At 71.1% G+C, this 23,796-nt stretch carries 21 protein-coding genes and 1 tRNA gene; 8 read left to right on the plus strand and 14 right to left on the minus strand.

Annotated features, from left to right (window positions below):
- Window positions 1–8 precede the first annotated feature (8 nt).
- The 4 genes from AB0F29_RS25430 (at window position 9) to AB0F29_RS25445 (ending at window position 4,415) form a co-directional block, all read left to right on the plus strand.
- Window positions 9–929 (plus strand): carbohydrate ABC transporter permease, encoded by a 921-nt coding sequence (locus AB0F29_RS25430; RefSeq protein ID WP_361876068.1) that lies wholly within the window; start codon window positions 9–11, stop codon window positions 927–929.
- Window positions 930–993: 64 nt separating this feature from the next.
- Window positions 994–2,463 (plus strand): GH1 family beta-glucosidase, encoded by a 1,470-nt coding sequence (locus AB0F29_RS25435; protein ID WP_361876071.1) that lies wholly within the window; start codon window positions 994–996, stop codon window positions 2,461–2,463.
- Window positions 2,464–2,631: 168 nt separating this feature from the next.
- Window positions 2,632–3,669 carry a LacI family DNA-binding transcriptional regulator gene (locus AB0F29_RS25440; protein WP_361876074.1) on the plus strand — a complete coding sequence of 346 codons (1,038 nt, stop codon included), beginning with the start codon at window positions 2,632–2,634 and terminating at the stop codon, window positions 3,667–3,669.
- Between the two features lie 155 nt (window positions 3,670–3,824).
- On the plus strand, window positions 3,825–4,415 hold the full coding sequence (locus tag AB0F29_RS25445; RefSeq protein ID WP_361876077.1) for a lytic polysaccharide monooxygenase auxiliary activity family 9 protein: 591 nt from the start codon (window positions 3,825–3,827) through the stop codon (window positions 4,413–4,415).
- Window positions 4,416–4,497: 82 nt separating this feature from the next.
- On the opposite strand, the gene AB0F29_RS25450 is transcribed toward AB0F29_RS25445, so the two are convergent.
- From AB0F29_RS25450 to AB0F29_RS25460, 3 genes are all read right to left on the minus strand, one after another.
- Window positions 4,498–4,570: transfer RNA gene (locus tag AB0F29_RS25450), tRNA-His, on the minus strand.
- A gap of 120 nt (window positions 4,571–4,690) precedes the next feature.
- On the minus strand, window positions 4,691–5,296 hold the full coding sequence (gene orn / locus AB0F29_RS25455; protein WP_361876079.1) for an oligoribonuclease: 606 nt from the start codon (window positions 5,294–5,296) through the stop codon (window positions 4,691–4,693).
- Between the two features lie 10 nt (window positions 5,297–5,306).
- Window positions 5,307–6,524, minus strand: coding sequence for a helix-turn-helix domain-containing protein (locus AB0F29_RS25460; protein ID WP_361876081.1), 1,218 nt, complete (start codon window positions 6,522–6,524; stop codon window positions 5,307–5,309).
- Between the two features lie 1,049 nt (window positions 6,525–7,573).
- On the opposite strand from AB0F29_RS25460, the gene AB0F29_RS25465 reads away from it, so the two are divergent.
- Window positions 7,574–8,095, plus strand: coding sequence for a universal stress protein (locus tag AB0F29_RS25465; RefSeq protein WP_026290787.1), 522 nt, complete (start codon window positions 7,574–7,576; stop codon window positions 8,093–8,095).
- A gap of 133 nt (window positions 8,096–8,228) precedes the next feature.
- Here the strand turns inward: AB0F29_RS25465 and glmS are convergent, their stop codons facing one another.
- From glmS to AB0F29_RS25520, 11 genes are all read right to left on the minus strand, one after another.
- A complete protein-coding gene (gene glmS, locus AB0F29_RS25470) occupies window positions 8,229–10,058 on the minus strand; it encodes a glutamine--fructose-6-phosphate transaminase (isomerizing) (RefSeq protein WP_361876084.1) in 1,830 nt (609 codons plus the stop codon).
- Window positions 10,059–10,138: 80 nt separating this feature from the next.
- Entirely contained in the window at window positions 10,139–10,414 is a 276-nt protein-coding gene (locus AB0F29_RS25475) for a hypothetical protein (protein ID WP_003968990.1), read from the minus strand.
- Between the two features lie 86 nt (window positions 10,415–10,500).
- Window positions 10,501–11,400 carry a DUF4429 domain-containing protein gene (locus tag AB0F29_RS25480; RefSeq protein ID WP_361876087.1) on the minus strand — a complete coding sequence of 300 codons (900 nt, stop codon included), beginning with the start codon at window positions 11,398–11,400 and terminating at the stop codon, window positions 10,501–10,503.
- Between the two features lie 111 nt (window positions 11,401–11,511).
- Window positions 11,512–13,290 carry an IucA/IucC family siderophore biosynthesis protein gene (locus AB0F29_RS25485; RefSeq protein ID WP_361876090.1) on the minus strand — a complete coding sequence of 593 codons (1,779 nt, stop codon included), beginning with the start codon at window positions 13,288–13,290 and terminating at the stop codon, window positions 11,512–11,514.
- On the minus strand, window positions 13,287–13,871 hold the full coding sequence (locus AB0F29_RS25490) for a GNAT family N-acetyltransferase (protein ID WP_361876093.1): 585 nt from the start codon (window positions 13,869–13,871) through the stop codon (window positions 13,287–13,289). The genes AB0F29_RS25485 and AB0F29_RS25490 overlap by 4 nt, the downstream gene beginning before the upstream one ends.
- Window positions 13,868–15,145, minus strand: a complete 1,278-nt coding sequence (locus AB0F29_RS25495; protein ID WP_361876096.1) for a lysine N(6)-hydroxylase/L-ornithine N(5)-oxygenase family protein — start codon at window positions 15,143–15,145, stop codon at window positions 13,868–13,870. Before AB0F29_RS25495 ends, AB0F29_RS25490 begins: the two co-directional genes overlap by 4 nt.
- The gene (locus AB0F29_RS25500) at window positions 15,129–16,577 is read right to left on the minus strand and encodes an aspartate aminotransferase family protein (RefSeq protein ID WP_361876099.1); all 1,449 of its coding nucleotides are present in this window, start codon (window positions 16,575–16,577) and stop codon (window positions 15,129–15,131) included. Before AB0F29_RS25500 ends, AB0F29_RS25495 begins: the two co-directional genes overlap by 17 nt.
- 303 nt (window positions 16,578–16,880) lie before the next feature.
- Entirely contained in the window at window positions 16,881–17,921 is a 1,041-nt protein-coding gene (locus AB0F29_RS25505) for a hypothetical protein (protein ID WP_361876102.1), read from the minus strand.
- Window positions 17,922–18,236: 315 nt separating this feature from the next.
- Entirely contained in the window at window positions 18,237–19,094 is an 858-nt protein-coding gene (locus AB0F29_RS25510; RefSeq protein WP_361876105.1) for a siderophore-interacting protein, read from the minus strand.
- Window positions 19,095–19,217: 123 nt separating this feature from the next.
- Complete coding sequence (locus AB0F29_RS25515; RefSeq protein WP_361876108.1) at window positions 19,218–19,877, minus strand: GNAT family N-acetyltransferase; 660 nt, start codon at window positions 19,875–19,877, stop codon at window positions 19,218–19,220.
- A 146-nt stretch (window positions 19,878–20,023) separates the two neighbouring features.
- Window positions 20,024–21,496, minus strand: a complete 1,473-nt coding sequence (locus tag AB0F29_RS25520) for an MFS transporter (protein ID WP_361876387.1) — start codon at window positions 21,494–21,496, stop codon at window positions 20,024–20,026.
- A 216-nt stretch (window positions 21,497–21,712) separates the two neighbouring features.
- Here AB0F29_RS25520 and AB0F29_RS25525 point away from each other — a divergent pair, with 216 nt between their 5' ends.
- The 3 genes from AB0F29_RS25525 (at window position 21,713) to AB0F29_RS25535 (ending at window position 23,679) form a co-directional block, all read left to right on the plus strand.
- The gene (locus tag AB0F29_RS25525) at window positions 21,713–22,156 is read left to right on the plus strand and encodes a helix-turn-helix domain-containing protein (protein ID WP_361876111.1); all 444 of its coding nucleotides are present in this window, start codon (window positions 21,713–21,715) and stop codon (window positions 22,154–22,156) included.
- Window positions 22,157–22,209: 53 nt separating this feature from the next.
- Window positions 22,210–22,752, plus strand: coding sequence for a DUF1707 domain-containing protein (locus AB0F29_RS25530; RefSeq protein ID WP_361876113.1), 543 nt, complete (start codon window positions 22,210–22,212; stop codon window positions 22,750–22,752).
- Between the two features lie 231 nt (window positions 22,753–22,983).
- Window positions 22,984–23,679, plus strand: coding sequence for an alpha/beta hydrolase (locus AB0F29_RS25535; RefSeq protein WP_361876116.1), 696 nt, complete (start codon window positions 22,984–22,986; stop codon window positions 23,677–23,679).
- Window positions 23,680–23,796: the final 117 nt, after the last annotated feature.

Genomic DNA, 23,796 nt, shown 5'->3' on the forward strand with positions numbered 1-23,796 from the left:
GCGCACCCATGACCATGACCAGCCCCACGCACACCGCCCCCGTGAAGCTCGCGCCGGACCCGAAGGGCAGTGCCCCGCGGCGCCCGAGCCGCTTCAAGATGGGCGCCGGACAGCAGATGAAGGGCGGCCCGTTCGCGTACATCGCGCTCGCCGTCGTCGGCTTCGGCTCGCTGCTGCCGCTCTACTGGACCCTGGTCGCGGCCTCCCGCACCCAGGACGAGGTCCTCGCCTCCACCCCGCCGTTCCTCCCGGGCGGCAAGCTGCTGGAGAACGTCCAGACGGCCTGGGAACAGGCCAACCTGGGCAAGGCGATCCTCAACAGCGTCATCGTCTCGTCCTCGATCACCCTCGCGACGCTCTTCTTCTGCACGCTCGCCGGCTACGCGTTCGCCAAGATGCGGTTCCGGGGCCGCGGCTGGCTGATGACCGCGGTCATCGCCACCCTCACCATCCCGCCGCAGCTCAGCGTCGTCCCGCTGTTCATGATGATGTCCGGCCTCGGCTGGGGCGGGCAGCTCGAATCGGTGATCTTCCCGACGCTGGTGAGCGCGTTCGGCGTGTTCTTCATGCGGCAGTACCTGATCGAGGCGCTGCCGTACGAGCTGATCGAGGCGGCCAAGATCGACGGCGCGAACAACCTCCGCATCGTGGTGAGCGTGGTGCTGCCGGTGGCCCGCCCCGCGATGATGGTGCTCGGGATGCTCACCTTCGTCCAGGCGTGGAACGACTTCTTCTGGCCCTACCTCGCCCTCAACCAGCAGAACCCGACCCTTCAGGTGGCCCTCGGCCAGCTCAGCGCCTCGTACACCCCCGACCAGTCCATCGTGATGGCGGGCGCGCTGATCAGCACGCTGCCGCTGCTGGTGGTGTTCGTGGTCTTCGGCAAGAAGATCGTCGGCGGGATCATGTCCGGCGCGGTGAAGGGCTGATCCCCCTCCCACCCCCCTTTCTCCTCACCTCTCATCTCTCACTTCCTCCAGGGAGCGCTCCCACATGACAGCCGTCCGACCTGACACGGTCCCGCAGCAGGCCCCCGCCGCCACGGCCCCCTTCCCGACCGGTTTCCTCTGGGGCGCGGCCACCGCCGCGTACCAGGTGGAGGGTGCGGCCGCCGAGCTGGGCCGCACGCCCTCCATCTGGGACACCTTCAGCCACACGCCCGGCCGGACCCTCGGCGGGGACACCGGGGACGTGGCGGCCGACCACTTCCACCGCTACCGCGACGACGTCGCCCTGATGAAGCGCCTCGGCCTCCAGGCGTACCGCTTCTCGGTCTCCTGGTCCCGCGTCCAGCCCACCGGCCGGGGGCCCGCCGTGGAACGCGGCCTCGACTTCTACCGCTCGCTCGTCGACGAACTGCTGCTCGCCGGCATCAAGCCCGTCGCCACGCTCTACCACTGGGACCTGCCGCAGGAGCTGGAGGACGCGGGCGGCTGGCCCGAGCGCGCGACGGCCGAACGGTTCGCGGACTACGCGGCCATCATGGCTCGCGCCCTGGGCGACCGCGTGGACATGTGGACCACGCTGAACGAGCCCTGGTGCTCGGCCTTCCTCGGTTACGGCTCCGGGGTCCACGCCCCCGGCCGCACCGAACCGGCCGCCGCGCTGCGGGCCGCCCACCACCTCAACCTCGCCCACGGCCGGGCGACCGAGGCGCTGCGCGCCAACCTCCCCGCCGCCGCGCAGACCTCGGTCACCCTCAACCTCCACCAGGTGCGCCCGCTGACCGGCAGCGAGGCGGACGCCGACGCGGCCCGCCGGATCGACGCGGTGGGCAACCGCGTCTTCACCGGCCCGATGCTGAAGGGCGCGTACCCGCAGGACCTGCTGGCCGACACCGAACGCATCGTGAACTGGGCCGAGTTGGTCCGGGAGGGCGACCTCGCCGCCATCGCCGCCCCGATCGACGTGCTCGGGGTCAACTACTACACGCCCACCATCGTGAGCGCGTCGCCCTCCGGCGCCGGGGACACCCGCAACGACGGCCACGGCAGCAGCGAGCACTCCCCGTGGCCCGGCTCGGAACACGTCGCCTTCCACCTCGCCGAGGGCCGGCCGGTCACCGCGATGAACTGGTCGGTCAAGCCGGAGGGCCTGTACGACCTCCTCATGGACGTCTCGCGTGAGCACCCGGACCTGCCGCTGATGGTCACCGAGAACGGCGCGGCCTTCGACGACGTACCGGACGCGGACGGCCGGGTCCACGACCCGGAGCGGATCGCCTATCTGCGGGGCCACCTGGAGGCGGTACGCCGGGCGGCGGCCGACGGGGCCGACGTACGGGGCTACTTCCTCTGGTCCCTGATGGACAACTTCGAGTGGGGCTACGGCTATGCGAAGCGGTTCGGCGCGGTGTACATCGACTACGCGACCCAGCGTCGTACGCCGAAGTCCAGCGCCCACTGGTACGGCGACGTGATCGCCCGCCACGCGCTGCCCCCGGCCGAGGGCCAGGACGCCTGACCCGGTGAGAACGGTGGGCCCGGTCGACCCCGACCGGGCCCACCGCCTTTTCGTCCCTCGCTTGGGAGCGCTCCCAATACACTGTCCGTACGCTCGTCGGGGTGATCGGTCCAGGACTTGGATTGACTGTACGGCTGTGAGAAATTGACCGGGAACGGGGAGGCGGCCATGGCGGCAGCGCGAGTACGGAGCGGCGGGCGGCCCACGCTCGAAGAGGTAGCGGCACGGGCCGGGGTCGGCCGGGGCACCGCCTCACGGGTCATCAACGGCTCGCCCCGCGTCAGCGACGCGACCCGGCAGGCGGTCGAGGCGGCCGTGGCCGACCTGGGGTACGTCCCCAACCGGGCCGCCCGCGCCCTGGCGGGCAACCGCACCGACGCCATCGCCCTGGTGGTGCCCGAGCCGGAGACCCGCTTCTTCGCCGAGCCGTACTTCTCCGCGATAGTGCGCGGCGTCGGCGCGGCCCTGGCGGACACCGAGATGCAGCTGCTCCTCACCCTCGTCGGCAACGACCGCGAGCGCCGCAGGCTCGCCCAGTACCTCACCGCCCACCGCGTCGACGGGGTCCTCCTGGTCGCCGTGCACGCCGACGACCCGCTGCCGGAGCTCCTGGAGCAGCTGGGCATGCCCTGTGTGATCAGCGGCGCCCGGCACGCGGCCGAGACGCTGCCCTCGGTCGACTCCGACAACTTCGGGGGCGCGCGGGCCGCCGTCGAGCACCTGGTCTCCCGGGGCCGCCGCCAGGTGGCCACGATCACCGGCCGCCTGGAGGTCTACGGCGCCCAGCGCCGCCTGGACGGCTACCGCGCGGCGGTCTCCGCCGCCGGCCTGGCCCCTGATGAGCGCCTCATCGCCCCCGCCGACTTCACCGAGGAGGGCGGCGCGCGGGCCATGCGCGACCTTCTGGCCCGCCGCCCCGGCCTCGACGCGGTCTTCGTCGCCTCCGACGTGATGGCCGCCGGCGCCCGCCAGGTCCTGCGCGAGGCGGACCGCCGCATCCCCGAGGACGTGGCCCTGATCGGCTTCGACGACTCGGTGGTCGCCCGCCACATGCACCCGGCCCTCACCAGCGTCCGCCAGCCCATCGAGGAGATGGGCCGCCGGATGACGCGGCTCCTCCTGGACGAGATCGCGGGCCGGACCCCGGGCGACGAGCGCCCTTCGCTGGTGCTGCCCACGGAGCTGGTGGTCCGCGACTCGTCGTGACAGCCGGCCGGGGCCGGCCGTTCGGTGCCCTTCAGTGGTATGGACATGACCAAAAGACAGGACTAGCCTCCGTCTTGGTCTAGACCAAGACGCGGTGAGCCGCCGCGCCCGGTCCATCTGTCCGCAAGCTCCACCCCTCACCCCAGGAGCACCACATGCGCAGAAAGATCACCTCCTTACTCCTCGGCCTCGGCGTCGCCGGGGTCTCCCTGCTGGCCACCTCCGGCAGCGCGCAGAGCCACGGGTACACCGACTCGCCCATCAGCCGGCAGCAGCTCTGCGGCAACGGCACCGTCCGCGACTGCGGGCAGATCCAGTGGGAGCCGCCGAGCGTCGAGGGCCTCAAGGGCTTCCCGGCGCGCGGTCCGCGCGACGGTCTGATCTGCGCCGGGGGCAACCAGCGGTTCGCCGAACTGGACGACCCGCGCGGCGGAGCCTGGCCCGCCTCCGACGTGAGCGCCGGGGCGAGCCACACGTTCCGCTGGCGGATCACCGCCCGGCACGCCACCACCGACTTCCGGTACTACGTCACCAAGGACGGCTACGACCCGTCGAAGCCCCTGACCCGGGCCGACCTGGACCCGCAGCCGTTCCTCACCGTGCCGTTCGGTGGCCGGCAGCCCGGGGCGACGGTCACGCACGCGGGCAACCTGCCGCAGAAGTCGGGCAAGCACCTGATCCTCGGCGTCTGGACCATCGCGGACACCGGCAACGCCTTCTACGCCTGCTCCGACGTCACCTTCTGAGCCGACCGGGCGACCGGGCGGCACATCGCCCCGCACCACATGAAGAAGGGCCCCGGTCCGAAGACCGGGGCCCTTCCCTCAGGGTGAGTAACGGGACTTGAACCCGCGACATCCTGGACCACAACCAGGTGCTCTGCCAGCTGAGCTATACCCACCATGTCGCCCGGTCGTTTCCGACCGGCCGAGAAAAAGTGTACAGGGTCCGGGAGGGTGCTCGCGCCCCCGTTTCCCGGGGCCGGTCCACGGGCGCTTTCGCGCCCGTGACCAGCGGGTTCCTACGGTGCGGCCGGAGCCGACCAGCGCGCCGCGATCTCCTTGGCGCGCTCGGAGTCCGGGCCGGGCTGCGGCACGAAGACCGCCTCCCGGTAGTAGCGGAGCTCCGTGATGGAGTCACGGATGTCCGCCAACGCCCGGTGGTTGCCGTTCTTGGCCGGGCTGTTGAAGTACGCCCGGGGATACCAGCGCCGGGCCAGCTCCTTGACCGAGGACACGTCCACGATCCGGTAGTGGAGGTAGCCCTCCAGCTCCCGCATGTCCCGCGCCAGGAACCCCCGGTCGGTACCGACCGAGTTTCCGCAGAGCGGGGCCTTGCCGGGCTCCTTCACATGCTCACGGACGTAGGCCAGGACCTGCTCCTCGGCGTCCGCCAGGGTGGTACCCCCGGCCAGCTCGTCGAGGAGACCCGAGGCGGTGTGCATCCGCCGCACCACCTCGGGCATGGTCTCCAGGGCCGCGTCCGGCGGGCGGATCACGATGTCCACCCCTTCGCCGAGCACGTTCAGCTCCGAGTCGGTGACCAGGGCGGCCACCTCGATGAGTGCGTCGTCCGCCAACGAGAGCCCGGTCATCTCGCAGTCGATCCACACCATGCGGTCGTTCATGCGCCCCACCCTACGGGGCGCTCCGCTGTCCCGGCAGGGCCGGGCGTCCGGGGACGTACGCGTCAGGGCCCGGCAGGGACAGCTCCCCGGCCCCCACCGACGCCGCCACGGCGACGGCCGCGGAGGACAGGGGCGAGCCCCGGCGTCCGGACGGTGGCCCCTGGCTGGGCACCATCGTCTCGACCACCGTCGCGGCGCTCTCCGCCACCCCCTGCGGACGACGGGCCCGATAGGCGGCCCGGTACGCGGCGGGGGAGGAGCCGAGCTGGCGGCGGAAGTGCCCGCGCAGCGCGACCGGGGAGCGGAAGCCGCAGCGGCCGGCGACCTCGTCGACCGAGTAGTCGGAGGTCTCCAGCAGCCGCTGAGCCTGGAGCACCCGCTGGGTGATCAGCCACTGCAGCGGTGCGCTGCCGGTGAGCGAACGGAACCTGCGGTCGAAGGTCCGTCTGCTCATGTAGGCCCGTGCGGCGAGCGTCTCCACGTCGAACTGCTCGTGCAGATGCTCCAGGGCCCAGGCCACGACCTCGGCGAGCGGGTCGGAGCCGATCTCCTCCGGTAAAGACCTGTCCAGGTAGCGCTCCTGCCCACCACTGCGCCGCGGCGGCACGACGAGCCGGCGGGCGAGTGCCCCCGCGGCTTCCGTGCCGTGGTCGGTGCGGACTATATGGAGGCAGAGATCGATCCCGGCGGCGGTGCCGGCGGAGGTGAGCACATCCCCGTCGTCCACGAACAGTTCGCGCGGATCGACGTGCACCGACGGATAGCGCTTGGCCAGCGTCGGCGCGTACATCCAGTGTGTGGTGGCCGGCCGGCCGTCCAGCAGGCCGGCGGCCGCGAGCACGAAGGCTCCCGTGCACAGACCGACGATGCGGGCGCCCTCCTCGTGGGCGCGCCGCAGCGCGTCCAGTGCCTCGGCGGGCGGCGGCGAGGTGATCGACCGCCAGGCGGGCACCACCACGGTGCCGGCCCTGCTGATCGCCTCCAGGCCGTACGGCGCGGTGAGTTCGAGCCCACCGGTCGTGCGCAGCGGTCCTTCCTCGCCGCCGCAGACCAGCAGGCGGTAGCGGGGAACTCCCGCGTCCTGCCGGTCGATTCCGAAAACGGAGAGCGGGATGGAGCTCTCGAAGATAGGGCCGCCGCTGAACAGCAGCACGGCAACGACTTCCCGGCGTCGCCGCCCGGTCAGCTTGCGTGCGGCCTCCGTCGCGGCGGCGGAGTCCTGGCTCATGACGCTAAGCCCCCCTCGGTGTTCGCGTCTCCCTGGTCCTTACGGGCCTGTCGCTCCTGCACGTTTCCCCTCGGTGTCGCACGTGTCCCCAGTCTCCGATTTCCAAGATCGAATCTACTGCGTCGCGTGGTCCCGCTGTGACACCTTCCCCCACCAGCTCAATGTCGATAAGGAAACGTGGCGTGAAGCGTTCGATCACGAAGCGTTTCACTCGCGAAGCGCACAGGGAAGTGCCCTTCGCCAACGTGGCCCGTCCGCGTCGGGTGAAAGCGTACCGCGCGGTCCGTTCCTGCCTGGTGGGCGGTGGGGTGTCCGGCCATCCAGCGAAGGGTTCGGCACCCAGGTGAAGTTGGCTTAAAACCATCGGTTGCGTGTGCTGTATCCGGTCACGCCGGGCGCACAACCGCCGCCTGACTGCCGCGCCGGTGCGCTCCCTCGCCGCCGTGAACCATGGCGTGTTCGGACCGCCGCGGAGGGGTGTGGCGGTCCGTTGCGGCGTGGACCGGGGCGAGGTTCCGCCGGGCCCGATTACCGACCGATGGGCCGTGGGGCACGAGAACCGCGGGTGTCGGGCCTCGGTCGGGGGCGGTCGGGCGGTCCCGGCCGGCCGGCGGTCCCGGCCCCGTCGTCCGCCGGTCAGAGCGTCGTCGCCGGGTTCGGCTCGAACCGCGATCGCGGGGGTCGCGCCGCGGCGTCCTGTCCCGGGGTGGCGGCCCGGTGGCGGTGTGGCCAACAGGGACCGGGTGAGGGCCTCGCCGCCGGGTCCGCCGGGCGGCCGCCGGTCGTCGCGAAAAACAGGACGGCCGACGGTGTTCGCCCCCTCCGAGGCCCGTGTACGACACAACCGGCATTGCCATCGCGGACAGGCTCGGGCATGCTCCCTCCAGCGTCGCGCACGCTTTTGCGGGGGTCTGGGTGGTGGAGGAGTGACGCCGTACCCTTGGGGGTATGGGGTTGGGAAGATGATTCCCGGACAGAGCTTCACCACCAGCTGATGCACCTCTCGAAACCGTTCCCTCCTCACGAGGATTCTCTTCGCCGAGACACCGATGGCCGGTCACGAAATCCCTGAACCCAAAGACCGCAAGCCGGTAGCCGACCCAGGGTCGGAGCCGCGGACGGTCGAAGAAGCACGCCATGCGTGCGATCCCGCCTTCCGGCACGGAGTCGTGGTCGGTTTCGACGGCTCCACGTCGAGCGAGCGGGCTCTCGCCTACGCCATCGGCATGGCCGGCCGGTCGGGCTCCGGACTGATCATCGTCCACGTCGCCAACCGGTTGCCGACCACGGTCTGGGCGGGCTGCGAGCCCCCCGTCTTCGTCGACGTCCCCGATCACCGCACCGAGGTCCTCGGCCTGGAGCTGGCCTGCGCGGACTATCTCTCCGAGGTGCCCTGGGTGCTGGTCGAGCGCGGGGGCGACATCTGCCACGAACTGGAGGAGGTCGGCCGGGAGTACGCCGCCGACGCCATCGTCGTGGGCTCCACGCACGGCATCGTCGGCCGGATCTTCGGGTCCGTGGCCGGCCGCCTCGCCCGCCGGGCGCAACGCCCCGTCATCGTCATTCCCTGACCTGAGGACCCCGAGGTGCCCGAAGGGGCGCCCCGTGCTTTCTGAGGGGCCGCCAGGAGGCCCTGTAGCGGCACGCGTTGGGCCCCGTACCGTCTTCGCGACGGTACGGGGCCCAAGGTCTGTGCACCGCCGTCTACTCGACCGTCACGGACTTCGCCAGGTTGCGCGGCTTGTCGATGTCGCGGCCCATCGCGAGGGCCGTGTGGTACGCGAACAGCTGGAGCGGGATGCCCATGAGGATCGGGTCCAGCTCGTTCTCGTTCTTCGGCACGACGATGGTGTGGTCGGCCTTCTCCTGCACCTGGTGGGCCACGGCGAGGATGCGGCCGCTGCGGGCCTTGATCTCCTCCATCGCGGCGCGGTTCTTCTCCAGCAGGTCGTCGTCCGGCACGATCGCCACGGTCGGCATCGCGGGCTCGATCAGCGCGAGCGGGCCGTGCTTCAGCTCGGAGGCCGGGTAGGCCTCGGCGTGGATGTACGAGACCTCCTTCAGCTTCAGGGAGGCCTCGCGGGCCACCGGGTAGCCGCGCACCCGGCCGATGAACATCATCGACTTGGCGTCCGCGTACTCCGCCGCGAGCCGCTTGATCTCGTCCTCGCCCGCCAGGATCTCGCTGATCTGCTCCGGCAGCCTGCGCAGCCCGGAGATGATCCGCTTGCCGTCCGCGACCGAGAGGTCACGGATCCGGCCCAGGTGCAGGGCGAGCAGCGCGAAGGCGACCACGGTGTTGGTGAAGCACTTGGTGGAGACCACGCAGACCTCCGGCCCCGCGTGGACATACGTGCCGCCGTCGGCCTCACGGGCGATGGCGGAGCCCACCACGTTGACCACGCCGAGGACCCGGGCGCCCTTGCGCTTCAGCTCCTGGACGGCCGCCAGCACGTCGTACGTCTCGCCCGACTGGGAGACCGCGACGTACAGGGTGTCGGGGTCCACGACCGGGTTGCGGTAGCGGAACTCGGAGGCCGGCTCGGCGTCGGCGGGGATGCGGGCGAGCTCCTCGATCAGCTGGGCGCCGATCTGACCCGCGTGGTACGAGGTGCCGCAACCGAGGATCTTGATCCGGCGCACCCCGCGCGCCTCGCGGGCGTCCAGGTTGAGCCCGCCCAGGTGCACGGTGGAGAACCGGTCGTCGATCCGGCCGCGCAGGACGCGGTCCACGGCGTCGGCCTGCTCCGAGATCTCCTTGTGCATGTACGTGTCGTGGCCGCCCATGTCGTACGACTCGGCCTCCCACTCCACGGTGGTCGGCGTGGCCGTCGTGGTCGAGCCCTCCGTGGTGTACGTACGGAAGTCGTCGGCCTTCAGGGTGGCCATCTCGCCGTCGTCCAGCGTGACGACCTGGCGGGTGTGGGCGACCAGCGCGGCGACGTCCGAGGCGACGAACATCTCCTTCTCGCCGATGCCGAGGACGACCGGGGAGCCGTTGCGGGCGACCACGATGCGGTCGTTGAAGTCGGCGTGCAGCACGGCGATGCCGTAGGTGCCCTCGACGTGGCGCAGCGCCTCGCGGACCTTCTCCTCCAGGGTCTCGGCCTGGGCGCGGGCGATCAGGTGGACCAGCACCTCGGTGTCGGTCTCGGAGAGGAAGACGATGCCGTCGGCGGTGAGCTTGGCGCGCAGCTCGGAGGCGTTGTCGATGATCCCGTTGTGGACGACGGCGACCTTGTTCTCCGCGTCCATGTGCGGGTGTGCGTTCTCGTCGCTCGGCGCGCCGTGGGTGGCCCAGCGGGTGTGGGCGATGCCGGTGGTGCCGGCGAAGCGCTTGGGGACCTTGGCCTCCAGCTCGCGGACCCGGCCCTTGGCCTTGACCATCTTCAGCGTGCCCGGCTTGCCCGCCGCCGCCTTGCCGGTGATGACGATGCCCGCGGAGTCGTACCCCCGGTACTCCAGCCGCTGCAGGCCTTCCAGCAGCAGCGGAGCGACGTCACGCCTACCGATGTATCCGACGATTCCGCACATGTGTTCTCTGCCCCTCCATCGACGTACACGCATTTCCGTTCGACGCCCCGCACGGGCGCCCGGTGGCCGGCCGCGGCCGGTCAGCCGTAGACGATGCGGCGCAGCTGGCGGAGCGAGAGCTCCGGCGGCGCCACGGCGCGGTGCGGCAGCTCGGCCGCGATCCGCTCGAAGATCTCCGTGTTGACCAGGCCGCCGGACTGCAGTTCGCGGTGGCGGCGCCGGACGAAGTCGTCGGTGCTCTCGTCGAAGTACGCCAGCACGTCGAGGATCACCCGGGCCGCCTCGCCGCGCTGGAGCGCGGTGGAGCGTACGAGGTGATCGATGAGGTCGTCATGGGACGAGCGGCGTTCAAGCACCCGTCGATATTGCTTGCCGAGGCGTGCTTATGCAAGAAATCTGCCCGATATCGGGCAGGGGGGACGGGAAAGACTGTTCGGTCGCGTCACATGCTGCGCAGAACGGCCTGCTTCGCGGTGCTGAACTCCTCGTCGGTGAGCACTCCGGCCCGGTGCAGCTCGCCCAGCTCCCGCAGCCGTCGCAGCAGCGCGTCGTGGTCGCCGGCGGGCGGGGCGGCGGGCGGGGCGGCGGGGGCCGGCTCGGCCGCCTTGGCCAGGGCCGGGGCCGGCTCCGGGGCGGCCGGCAGCGCGCGGGCCCCGGGCAGCCGCATCAGCACCGCCGCGGCGACCAGGACCGCCGTGTGCTCCTTCTTGGACATCCCCCACAGGTCCAGGGCGTACGTGTCGTACTTCGGCGGGGCCGAGACGGGCCCCTCGACCGGCTCGAAGCGCAGATAGCCGTTCTCCAGGCCGATCGACGGCATCCACCGCACGCCGGCGATCCGCGACAGCGGGAAGGTGGTCGGACCCCCGGCGGTCTTGGACTCCTCGGCCTTCCAGTTCCAGGTCAGCCGGACGCTCTCGCCGTCGAAGGACGCCGTGCCGTCGCCGCCCCCGCCGGAGACGGGCAGCGCGGGTCCCGGCAGCAGGAAGCGGTCCACGGGGCCGTCCGGCACCTGCTCGATCAGCAGGGCGTTGCGGAGCTCGTCGACGAAGTACTCGGCGACCCCCGTGCGGTCCTTCTCCACGGTCAGTACGTAGGGGTCGGCGCCGTCCTTGAGCCGGCCGTCGGCGGCCCGCAGTACCGGGCAGGCGCCGCCGCGCAGCCGCAGCCGCAGCCGCCCGCCCTTGCGGTCCGGTTCGAACGAGATGCCCGCCACCGCCTGCACGGGTACGGCTATCTCACCCAGCTCCTGCCGGACCGGGTGCGCCTTGCCCCCCGGCACGATGCGCACGGTGTCCCCGTCGAACGTCCATGTTCCGTCCCGCTGGATGATCTCTGCCATGCCCGTGATTCTGCCAGCCCGCCTCCGGGCCGCGCCGAGGAAGGTGAGCGCCCGGGGGACCGTCCCCGGGCGCTCACCGGTCGGGAGGCCGCCGTGATCCGGCGGCCGGGCTCAGAACCCGGCGATCGGATTCTTCAGGCGTCCCACCAACTGGAGTCCTCCGGCCGGGTCGTCGAGGTCGACCATCTGCTGGTTGTCGCGCAGCTGGAGGCGGTTGAGGCAGGAGAGCGCGAACTCCTTCTCGAACAGGTCGTAACTCCGGAACTTCTCCGCGAGGTACGGCACCGATGCCTGGTAGTCGCGCACGCAGGCGGCGACCGTCCGCCAGAAGGTGTCCTCGTCCAGGACGCCCTCGGTGTCCAGGCCCGCGCCCAGGAAGCGGAAGAAGCAGTCGAAGACGTCGGTGAGGACCGACAGCGCCTTCATGTCCTCGGGGACCTCGACCCGGATCCGCTCGACCTGCGGCGGCAGCACCGCGTCCGGGTCCATCACCGCGATCTCCTCGGCGATGTCCTTGAAGATCGTGCGGGTGACGACACCGTCCTCCACGACCAGGATCACGTTCTCGCCGTGCGGCATGTAGACGAGGTCGTAGGCGTAGAAGCTGTGCAGCACCGGCACCAGATAGGCGTCCAGGTAGCGCCGCAGCCACACCCGCGGCTCCAGGCCCGACTCGGCGATCAGCGCCCCGGCCACCGAGCCGCCCTCGTGGTCGGTGTGGAGCAGCGAGGCCATCGTCGCGACCCGCTCGCCGGACCGGAGCCCCGGCACGGGGCTCTCGCGCCACAGGGCGGCCAGCATCTTCCGGTACGGGGAGCCCTTGACGGTGGCCGCCTCGTAGGACCGGTGGTGGTAGCCGATCGCGGCCCGCTCCCGGATGATCGAGAACCCGGCGCCGCGCAGCAGGTCGTCGCGCTCGATCAGACCGGCCAGCCAGTCGTTGATCGCGGGAGTGGCCTCCATGTACGCGGCGGACAGACCGCGCATGAAGCCCATGTTCAGGACCGACAGCGCCGTTTTGACGTAGTGCTTCTCGGGGTGGTCGGTGTTGAAGAACGTGCGGATCGACTGCTGGGCGAGATAGCCGTCCTCGCCCTCGCCGAGCACCACCAGGTGCCGCGCCGCCAGTTCTCCGGCGAAGCTGACCGCGAGCTTGTTCCACCACTGCCAGGGGTGGACGGGCAGCAGGAAGTAGTCGCCCGGGTCGAGGCCGAGCCCGCGCAGCGTGCCGTCGAACCGCTCCCGGGTCGCCTCGCTCAGCTCGTCCTTGACCAGCGCGTCGTGGTCGAGGCCGGCGCCCGCGGTGAAGGTGGCCCGGTCCCGGTGGGCGGCCAGCCAGACGAGCCGAATCTCCGAGGCCGTCTCGGGGGCGTACGTCCGGTACTCGTCCACGCCGAAGCCGAGCCGCCCGTTGTTGGCGACGAAGCACGGGTGGCCCTCGGTCATCCCGGTCTCGATGGCCTGGAATCCGGCGGCGACGAGCTGGCCGGAGGTCATCGGTTCCTTGGTGAGTTTGTAGGCGGTTCCGGCCAGGGTGGAGGAGACCTCCTCCAGGTAGACCGGCAGGACCTCCGCGGAGATCCCGAGGGTGTGCCGCAGCTCTATGAGGAACTCCTGTGTGTCCAAGGGGAGTTCGGAGCCGTGCCGGTGCCGGGTGATGCTCTCGGCGTCGATCTGCCAGTGGTCCAGGGCGAAGAGGCGCGCGGTGAAGCGGTACTCGGTGGAGGCGTCGTCGCTACGGACGGTGTAGCGGCCGCCGCCGAGCGGCGTGGGGGTCAGCAGCCGTTCATGGCTGAATTCCGCCAGTGCTTTGCGCACCAGCAGTCGGTTTGCGGTGGCCCAGCGTCCCGGGGAGAGGTGGGCGACGCTCTCGGTGAGGGTGGTCGTCATCGGTCGTTACCTCCGGTTGCTGCTTCGAACTGCGCACGGGTGCAGGCGCTGAGCAGGGCGTTCTTCTCCGGTTTGGCGATCTCCCGGAGCACGTCGAAACCGACGGCCTTGTTGAGGGCCTGCACGGCGCTGTTGGTGACGTCGGGCTCGACGACGACCCGGCGCACCGACGGGTCGGCGAAGAGGAAATCCATCACGGTGGTGATCACGGCCCGGGTGAAGCCGTGCACCGGGGTGTCGGTGGGGGCGACCAGGAAGTGCATCCCGATGTCGCCGGGCTCCGCCTCGTAGAGCCCTTTCAGCTCGACCTCGGTGGGGTCGTAGCGCTCGATCAGGAAGGCGGGCACGCCGTCGTGCAGCCCGATGAACGCGTCATGGTGCGGGTGGGCGGCGATGGACCGGTACTCCCGCTGCACGTCCGCGAGCCCGGCGTCGCCCATCAGCCAGTACGCGGCCTTGGGGTGGGTCACCCAGCCGTGGACCAGTGCGGCGTCGGTGGCGGGGTCCAGCGGGCGGACGGCGAAGGCGCCGAGTGTGTCGGGGCAGGGTTGGTCGGGGCGACGGCTGCCGGGGCGGCTCATACGGCGAACTCCTGGAAGGCGATGGACTTCTCGACCGGGTAGACCTCGCGGCCGAGCAGCTCGCCGATGATGTACGCGTTGCGGTAGGCGCCCATGCCGAGGTCGGGCGAGGTGATCGAGTGGGTGTGCACCGAGGCGTTCTGGAGGAAGACCCCGCGCCCGGTGGTGTCGATGCTGTAGTTGCGGGCCACGTCGAAGCGGCCCCGGCTGTCGTGGCGCAGCCGCCCGGTGACGGGCGCGAGGAAGGCGGGCGCCTCGTACCGGTAACCGGTGGCGAGGACCAGGCCCTCGGTGGTGAGCTCGTAGTCCTTGCCCTGCTCCTCCTGGCGCAGCCCCAGGCTGTACGCGCCGCCCTCCGCGTCGTAACGCGCGCTGACGAGGGCCGAGTTGGACAGCAGCCTGGTCGGCGCGGGCCCGGCGATGTTCTTCTGGTAGAGCAGGTCGAAGATCGCGTCGATCAACTCCCCGTCGATGCCCTTGAACAGCCCCTTCTGACCGGTCTCCAGCCGGTAGCGGGTCTCTTCGGGCAGCGCGTGGAAGTAGTCGATGTACTCCGGGGAGGTCATCTCCAGCGTCAGCTTGGTGTACTCCAGCGGGAAGAACCGCGGGGAGCGGGTGACCCAGTTCAGCCGGTAGCCGTACGTGTCGATCTCGGAGAGCAGGTCGTAGTAGATCTCCGCCGCGCTCTGCCCGCTGCCGACCAGGGTGATCGACTTCTTCTTCTGGAGGCCGGCTTTCCCGTCCAGATAACGGGAGTTGTGCAGGAAGTCCCCGCCGAGCCCCTGACAGGCCTCCGGGATGTGCGGCGGGGTGCCGGTGCCGAGGACCAGGTGCCGGGAGCGGAACAGCTCACCGGAGGCGGTGCGCACGGTGTAGAGCCCCGAGCCCTCGTCGTACGTCACGGTCTCGACGGTCTCGTCGAACCGGATGCTGCCCAGTTTCGCGGCGGCCCAGCGGCAGTAGTCGTTGTACTCGGCCCGCAGCGGGTAGAAGTTCTCCCGGATGTAGAAGGAGTAGAGCCGGCCGCGCTCCTTGAGGTAGTTCAGGAACGAGTACGGCGAGGTCGGGTCGGCCATCGTGACCAGGTCCGACAGGAACGGCGTCTGGAGATGGGCCCCTTCGAGGAACATCCCGGCGTGCCACTCGAAGTCCGGCTTGGACTCCAGGAAGACGCCGTTCAGCTCGTCGATCGGCTCGGTCAGGCAGGCCAGGCCGAGGTTGAACGGGCCGAGCCCGATCCCGATGAAGTCGTGGGGCTCAGGAAGCGCGGTCAACGGAGTCTCCCAGGTACTTCTCGGCGTGGCCGGAGATCAGATCGAGGACCGCGGCGATGTCGTGCACGGTCGTCCCGGGGTTGAGCAGGGTGAACTTCAGGTACTGGCGCTCGCCCACCTTGGTGCCCGCGACGACGGCCTCCCCGGAGGCGAACAGCGCTTTGCGGGCATGGAGGTTGGCGCGGTCGATCTCGTCGGGGGAGGTGACACCGGGCGGGATGTAGCGGAAGACGAGCGTGGAGAGCCGTGGCTCGACGACCACGTCGAAGCGTGGGTCGGCAACGAGCAGCCGCCACCCCTCGGCGGCCAGGTCGCAGACCTCGTCGAACAGCTCACCGATGCCGTCCGCGCCCATGACGCGCAACGTCATCCAGAGCTTGAGCGCGTCGAACCGGCGGGTCGTCTGGAGCGACTTGTCGACCTGGTTGGGTATCCGCTCCTCGGCCATCCGGCGCGGGTTCAGATACTCCGCGTGGTACGTCGCGTGCCGCAGGGCCGCCCGGTCGCGGACCAGCAGCGCCGATGAACTCACCGGCTGGAAGAAGGACTTGTGGTAGTCCACGGTGACCGAGTCGGCGCGCGCGATGCCTTCGAGCAGTCCGCCCCGCACACGGGAGGCGAGCAGCCCGCAGCCGTACGCGGCGTCCACATGCATCCAGACGGCGAACTGCTCGCAGAGTGCGGCGATCTCGGGCAGCGGGTCGATGGAACCGAAGTCCGTGGTGCCGGCGGTGGCGACGACGGCCATGGGGACGGTTCCCTCGGCGGCGCAACGCTCCAGGGCGCGGGCGAGGGCCACGGTCCGCATCCGCTTGTCGCGGTCGACGGGGATGGAGACGACGGCGTCCGGCCCGAGGCCGAGCAGCTTGGCGGACTTCTGCACGCTGAAGTGGCTGCACTCGGAGGTGAGGATCCGCAGCCGGGTGAGGTGCTCCGGCCGGATCTTCGCCTCCTCCCGCGCCAGCAGCAGGGCCTGGAGGTTGGACTGCGTGCCGCCGCTGGTGAAGATGCCGTCGGCGGCAGGTCCGAGCCCGATCCGCTCAGTGGTCCAGTCGATCAGCCGGCGCTCGATGAGGGTGCCGCCCGCGCTCTGGTCCCAGGTGTCCAGGGAGGAGTTGATCGCGGAGAGCACGGCCTCGCCGAGCAGGGCGGGTATGACAACCGGGCAGTTGAGGTGGCCCAGATAGCGGGGGTGGTGGAAGTAGACGGCGTCACGGAGGTAGACCTCACCGAGCTCGTCGAGGGCGGCAGCCGCGTCGCCGAGCGGCCGGTCGAGGTCGATCGCGTCGACGACGGGGGAGAGCTCGTCGACACCGATCCCGCTGAAGGGGCGCTCGGTGGCGGCGAGCGTCACCGCGACCCGTTCCACTCCTGCGGAGACGGTGTGCCGATAGTGCTCCGCGGTCGTGGTGTTGAGCAGGTGCGAACGCATGGAGGGATCCTCCCGGGTGAGGGGAACTTCATCGCGGCCCTCCGGGCAGGAAGGGGGGAGGAGGACGCGATGTCGAAGTAAGGCGAGCCTAACCTAACTCGGAATCGACCGTTCCCCTCACCCCCTCACCCCCTCACCTCTTACTCCTTCGGCGGCGCTGAGGCCGACGCCCGGAGCCGACCCCGCGCAAACGGCCGCCGCCGCCCCCGTCGGAGCGGGAGCGGCGGCGGCCGAGGAGCGTGTACGGCGTTCAGGTCGGGGGCGTGGACCGCGTCCCGGCCGGCCGGGACGGGCCCGGGGCGGTCAGTGCTTCGGTGGGTTGGTCACCACCCAGTCGGAGTTCCGGAAGTGAGTGGAGACCCCGCTGCCCTCCTGAGACTTGTCGGGGGGCCCGGAGCTGGGGAACAGCGACGGCGCGATGGGCCGGCCCAGCCGCTCCTCCCATACGGTCGACCACTTCTCGAGCTCCGGGAAGGCCTCCCGAACCGCCGTCCGGTTGATGAAGCTGTATTTCTGATGAACGAATCCCGTGCGGATGTCCGCATCGCTGAGCTTTCCCGCGCTCTTCAGTTCATCCCACTTCGCCCGGGCCTCGGCCACCATGACGTCGGACGCGATGTGGAAGTCCCCGTCGCTGGGTCCGAGCGGCTTCCCGTTTCCGTCGAGCATCCCCAGTTTGTGCAGAGAGTCGAACGGGCGGCGCGCCGGGCGCTCGGCGGGAGGTGTGGAGCCCATCCACTCCTGGAACCTCGCCGGCGCCACCGGCTGCCCCGCCAGGTCCCGTTCGGTCGGGAAGTCCTTGTGGCGGCCCGAGAAGAAGAACGCCCATGATCCCTGGAGTCGTACGTCATAGTCCTGGGGGCGCTCGCAGGAGGAGCACAGGGCCCTGAACAGGGAAGCCGACATGCGCTTGAACTGGTGGGGAGTCGTGCCCAACGGCGCCCGATAGTGGCGCCACCACCTGACCTGCTGCTGCGTCAGCCCGAGGAACTCCAGGTCCCGGGGCTGGATGCGGTAGCCCGTGTCATCGTGTGGCCATGCGCGGCCTCCCTCGCGCTGACTTCCCGGGACTCGGCCGTCGGCGTCGATGAGCCCCTCGGCCTGAGCCTTCTGACGCCTTTTGAGGAAGCCCGGGTCCTCGTCGGCCGACGGGCCCGCCAGGACGGCCTGCCCGTGGACGCTCGCTGTGACCGGCCAGGAGGTTACCGCCGCGGTCGGGGCAACCGCGGGACCTGACAGAACCAGTGCCGCAAGGGCCAGTACTCCCAGCCTCAGACGCTGACGTGACACTCTTTCGCCTCCAGTGGAAAACACTTCGCATGGCTCGCGCTTCTCGCGTTCCATGACTCAGAGTTACGCATATCGCTGCGTGTCACCGTCACAGCCACGCCGACCTCGACGGCCCGAGCCCCCCGGTGCCCGGAGGCGGGGGATGCGCGGTGGGTGATCACCGGGCCGATCATGGGTGGCCCGGCGGCCCAGGGCGGTGATTCCGGGCACGACCACCGGAACGGGTGAACCTCCGGACGGGCCCTGACCCGTGGCCGGGCAGTCAGTGAGCGTCTTCGCTGGTCACGTACGCCCGTCGAGGGTCGTCCAAGCCGCCGCCATCACCGACGCCCCCTCTTCCCGCCGGCCGGCCGAGGGTGGCTCCGGCGGTTACGCCCCCGCTTCCGCTTCGGCCTCCCGAGCCTGCTCCTCGGGGAGTCCGCGTCGCCAGTACGCGGTGGACGTCACCCGCTCACGGTCGAAGCCCCGCTCCTGGACGAGGTGATGACGCAGCGCCCGTACCCCGGACGCCTCGCCCGCGATCCACACGTACGGAGTGCCCTCGGGCAGCTCGGCGGCGCGCACGGTCTCCACACCGCAGGCGGCGCCCTCGTTGCGGACGAGCCAGCTGATCCGGGCCTTCGCCGCCGTGTTCAGCGCCTGCCGGTCCTCGGTGCGCGGCACCTCCAGCCAGACCCGGGCCGGCATCCCCGCGGGCAGCCACTCCAGGGCGGCGGCCGCGGCGGGCAGGGCGGTCTCGTCGGCCCGGATGAGCACCCAGTCGGTGTCGGCCGGCGGCCGGAAGCGTACGGCCGCGTTGTCCGCCGCCGCGGGGCCCAGCACCGTGAGCCGGTCGCCGGGGGTGGCCGCCATCGCCCAGCGGCAGCCGGGGCCGCCGGTGTCGTGCAGCACGAAGTCGAGGTCGACCTCGGTGGAGCCGTCCGCCCGCAGCCGCTGGGCCCGTACGGCATAGGAACGCGTCACCGCCCGTTCGTCCTCGGGCAGCGCCCGCCCTTCCCCGTGCCGCGCCCCGCTCCCGCCCGCCGGGGCCACCGCCTCGCTCGTCCCCGGGCCGGGCAGCAGGATCGACAGGCTCTGGTCGCGGCCCCCGCCGCTGAAGCCCTCGGCTCCCGGCCCTCCGAGCGTGACCCGGAGGATGGACGGGCCCAGCCGTCTGGTCCGCAGGACGATCAGCCCGAAGAGCCGGAACGGGGCGACTTCGCGGGCGGTGGCGGTCGTCGACGTCAACGGGGCTCCTCCGGGACGGGCCGGAGCGGCGGACGGACAGGCCCGGCTTCCGGCTGGGGCGATCCAAAGGAAGGTTAGCCTACCCTTGCTTGACGGGGTGGTGTGATGCCCTTGCCCGCCGCCTCAGACCCCGAACTCCGCCCGGCAGGCCGCGAGTCCCTCCATGGTCACGTCCACGTTCCGGTGCGCCTCCCACCGTGCCCGGTTCAGGCGCAGCCGCCGCCGCAGGGTGACGGGAGCCCCCCGTACGACATCTGTCTCCAGTCCGTCGTCCAGGTGTCCGAGCCGCCGCGAGACCCCGAGCGAACGGGGGTTGTCGGTCATGGCGGCGGAGACCGCGTACCGTGCGCCGAGCCCGGCGAACGCGAGGTGAAGGGCGGCGGCGCGCATCTCCGTACCGAGTCCCCGGCCCTGGTGCGGGAGCCCGAGCCACGACCCGGTCTCGGCCTGCCGTCGTACCCCGAACTGCCGCCCCATCAGGTCCTGCCGCCCGATGACCCTTCCCTCGCGAAGGACGGCCAGGCTGAGCGTCCAGTCCTGGGCGGACCAGCCGGCCACAGTCCCCAGCACGTGCTGGAAGACCGCCCGCCCCACCTCGTCGGGGGTCCCGTCGGTCCACGGCACGTTGAACGGCATGCGGTCGGCGTCGTGCACGCCGTGAGCCGCCACCGAGGCCAGCTCGCCCAGGAGCCCGAGGTCGGGCAGCCGCAGTTCGAGGCGCGGAGTACGGAGGCGAAGTCCGTAAAGGGGCCAGTGGTGGTCCGTGAGATCCGTGAGATCCATGAGGAGACTCTGCCGGACCTGCGCGCGAGGTGTCGACCGCAATACGGGGCGGGGCGGGGTGGGGTGGGGGGATGGCGGCGTACGGCTGTGGGGGGTGCAGGCGGGCCTCCGTCCGCACCCCCCAGCCGTACCTCCCGTCCGCGTCTTCAGGCACCGATCGCGGCCGGCCGCTCGACGCCGCCCACCGCGTCGTTCCCGCCCGGCGAGGCCGCGCCGCCCCGACGGCCGTCGCCGGACGAGGGCCCGCCCGTCGCCGCCGCCCGTCGGGCGCGGAGGCCGAACGCGCTGACGGCGGCGGCGGTCAGAGCGGCGGCCAGCGGGACGATCAGGGCCGCCCGGTACCCGTCGAGGAGGGCGGCAGGTGAAGTTCCGTCCGTGGCAGCGGTGTTGACGGCTGCCACCGCGGACAGCCCGAGCGCGGCCCCGAACTGGAAGGAGGTGTAGAGCAGCCCGCCGGCCACCCCCTGCTCCTCCTCGGCGATGCCGCTGGTGGCCACGATGGTGAGGGGCCCGTAAACGAGGGAGAAGGCCACGCCCAGGAGGAGCAGGCCCGGGAACATCGCCGCGTACGTCCGGTCCGCGGCGAGCGGCAGGAACAGGGCGTACGACAGCGACGCGACGAGCAGCCCGCCGAAGATGACCCGGGCGTTGCCGAACCGGGCCACCAGCCTCGGGGTGAGGAGCGGCGAGAGGACCGCGTCCACGCCGATCACGATCAGCGCGAAACTGGTCTGCAGGGACGACCAGCCGCGTAGTTCCTGGAGGTAGAGCACGGCGATGAACTGGAAGCCGAAGAACCCGGCGGCGAACAGCAGCCCCGACACATTGGCGCGAACCAGCGCCCCGCTGCGGAAGAGGCCCAGACGCACCAGCGGTGAGGACGAGGCGCGCTCGATCAGGACGAACGCGAGGAAGAGGAGCAGGGCCGCGCCGATCGTGCCGACGGTCCGGACGGCCGGGACGTGCGTGGCCCGCTCCACGCCGAAGACGAGCAGCAGGATCCCGGCGGTGACGGTGACCGCTCCGCCCAGGTCGACGCCCTGCCCGGCGCGCTCCGGACGGGGCGAGGCGGGGACGAGGGCGAGCGCGGCGAGAAGAATGCCGAACGAGAGGACGACCGGGGCGAAGAACACCCAGCGCCAGTCGATGGCGGAGAGCAGCCCGCCGACGACCAGGCCGATCGAGAAGCCCCCGGCGGCGGTGCCCGCGTAGACCAGGAGGGCCTTGTCGCGCTGCGGCCCCTCCGGGAAGCCGGTGGTGATGATCGACAGGCCGGCCGGGGTCATGAAGGCCGCGGCGATCCCCGTCACGAAGCGGGCGACGACCAGCATCCATCCCTCGGTGGCCAGCCCGCCCAGACCGGAGAAGAGCAGGAACACCACGAGCCAGAGGACGAACATCCGGCGGCGGCCGAACAGGTCGGCCGCCCGTCCGCCCAGCAGCATGAAGCCGCCGTAGCCGAGGACGTACGCGCTCATCACCCACTGGAGCGTGCCGGTGGACAGGTCCAGGTCCTCGCGGATCGCGGGCAGGGCCACGTTGAGCATGGCCACGTCGATGCCCTCCAGGAAGATCGCGCCACACAGGACGAGCAGCACGCCCCGGGCCCGGCCGGTCATGCGGTCACTGCTCGATCCCGGAAGGGGCGGTGATGAGGACATGGGACTTCTCCTTGAGCGCGGACGAAACAGGCATGACGAGGAGCCGCAACAGCGGTCGACGAAAGCAGGGGTGGCACACGAGGGCACCAAGCAGCCCGGATCGAACCCGAGTTACCGAATCGCCGGTCAGTTCCCTCTTGTAACCACCCGAAGCTTGCGGCACCGTGGGGAGGTATGGAAGAAGGCACTTCGAAGTCACCGAGTAACTGTGCGGATACCGGGGCCGGTCAGGACTACGACATCAGCCAGTGGGACGTCCGCGAGGGATGCGAGGTGCGGCAGATCCTCGACCGCGTCGCGGACAAGTGGTCGCTCCTCGCCATCGCCCACCTGGAACGCCGTACGCTGCGCTTCTCCGAGCTGCGCCGGCTGATCGAAGGCATCAGCCAGCGCATGCTGACGGTGACCCTGCGCCAGCTCGAACGCGACGGCCTGGTGCGGCGCACGGTCTACCCCGTCGTCCCGCCCCGCGTGGAGTACGAGCTGACGGAGCTGGGCGCGACGCTGCACACGACGATCAGGTCCCTGGTCGACTGGACCGAGAGCCACCAGCAGGAGATCGCGAAGGCGCGCGCCGACTACGACGCCCGCAAGGAAGCCGAGGTGTCGGCCTCCTGAGACCGTGGGTCTTCACCGTGTCCGCCGCGCCGGGGCCGCACTAAAGTGAAGCGGTGAACTCACCCCAGGGAAACGCCGCTTCGCGCGTGCGCGAAGACGACCGTGAGAGCGCCGTGCGGCGCGTGCGGGAGGCGTACGCCGATGAGCACATCGGGCACGAGGAGATGGACGAGCGCCTCGGCCGGGTGCTGGCCGCCACGACGCAGGGCGAGCTCGCGGCGGCCGTCGACCTGCTCCCGGCGGCGGGCCCGGGCGCCACGGCGACGATCGCCGCCGCCGGCGGACGGATCAAGCGACGGGGTGCCTGGCGGGTCCCCCGGGTCCTCAAGGTCGAGTCCGCCTTCGGGCGGGTGCGTCTGGACCTGTCCCGGGCGGTCATCGAGGACCCGGTCGTCGACATCGAGCTGAGCCTCGGCACCGGCAACGCGAGGATCACGGTGCCGCGCGACGCGATCGTCGAGGTCGAGGGAGTGACGACCGGCTGGAAGGACCTGCGCTACAGGCCCCGGCAGCCGACCCGCCCCGGCGCGCCGCGCATCCGCTTCTCGGGGGCGGTCGGATACGGACGGCTGAAGATCCGCCACGCCTGGCGCTGAGGCGGCCTGACGGGCCCATGACCGGGCCTTCACCGTGACCGGGCTCGGGTCCGCACCGTCACGGGCTCGGGACCGGGCCTTCACCGTGATCGGGCTGGGGACCGGGCCTTCACCGTGACGGGGCCCGGGCGGCCACCTGAATGACGGCTCCCGCATGCGGCGACGGGCGGACGGGCGTCTGCTGGGGACGAACGGCTTCCGCCACGTCACCCCCTCGAAAGGCACCGCCCGATGGCTGACAAACCCGCGATCGTCCTGGTCCACGGCTTCTGGGGCGGCGCCGCCCACTGGGCGGGAGTCATCACGGAACTGCACCGCCGCGGTTTCGGCTCCCTGCACGCGGTGGAGAACCCGCTGACCTCCCTGGCCGAGGACGCCGAGCGCACGCGCAAAATGGTCCGGCAGATCGACGGACCGGTGGTCCTGGTCGGCCACTCCTACGGCGGGGCGGTCATCACGGAGGCCGGCGACCTGCCAGGCGTCACCGGCCTCGTCTACATCGCCGCCTTCGCCCCGGACGCCGGCGAGAGCCCCGGACAGATCAGCCAGGAGAAGCCCCCCGCGGCGTTCGAGAACCTCGCTCCGGACTCCGACGGCTACCTGTGGATCAAGCAGGACAAGTTCCACGAGAGCTTCGCCCAGGACCTTTCCGAGGAGGAGGCACTGGTGATGGCGGTGACGCAGAAGGCGCCGCTGGCCTCCACCTTCGGCGACAACGTCACCGCCCCGGCCTGGCGGTCCAAGCCCACGTGGTACCAGGTCTCCACCGCCGACCGCATGATCCACCCCGACAACGAGCGCCGCATGGCCGAGCGTATGCGGCCGCGCAGGACGATCGAGCTGGACGCCGGTCACGCCTCCCTCGCCTCACAGCCCGGCCCGGTCACCGACCTCATCGAGGAGGCGGCGGGATCAGCCGGCTCGTGAACCCGGCCCCGACCAGCCGTTCGGAGGCCTCCGCGACCTCGCCCCGGACAGGTGCTCGAACCCCTTGATGGTCAAGCCATTGATGGGCCGGCGGCCGGCCTATGGGCTCTACGCGGG

It is taken from the genome of Streptomyces sp. NPDC026589, assembly GCF_040638385.1.
Taxonomy (GTDB): Bacteria; Actinomycetota; Actinomycetes; order Streptomycetales; family Streptomycetaceae; genus Streptomyces.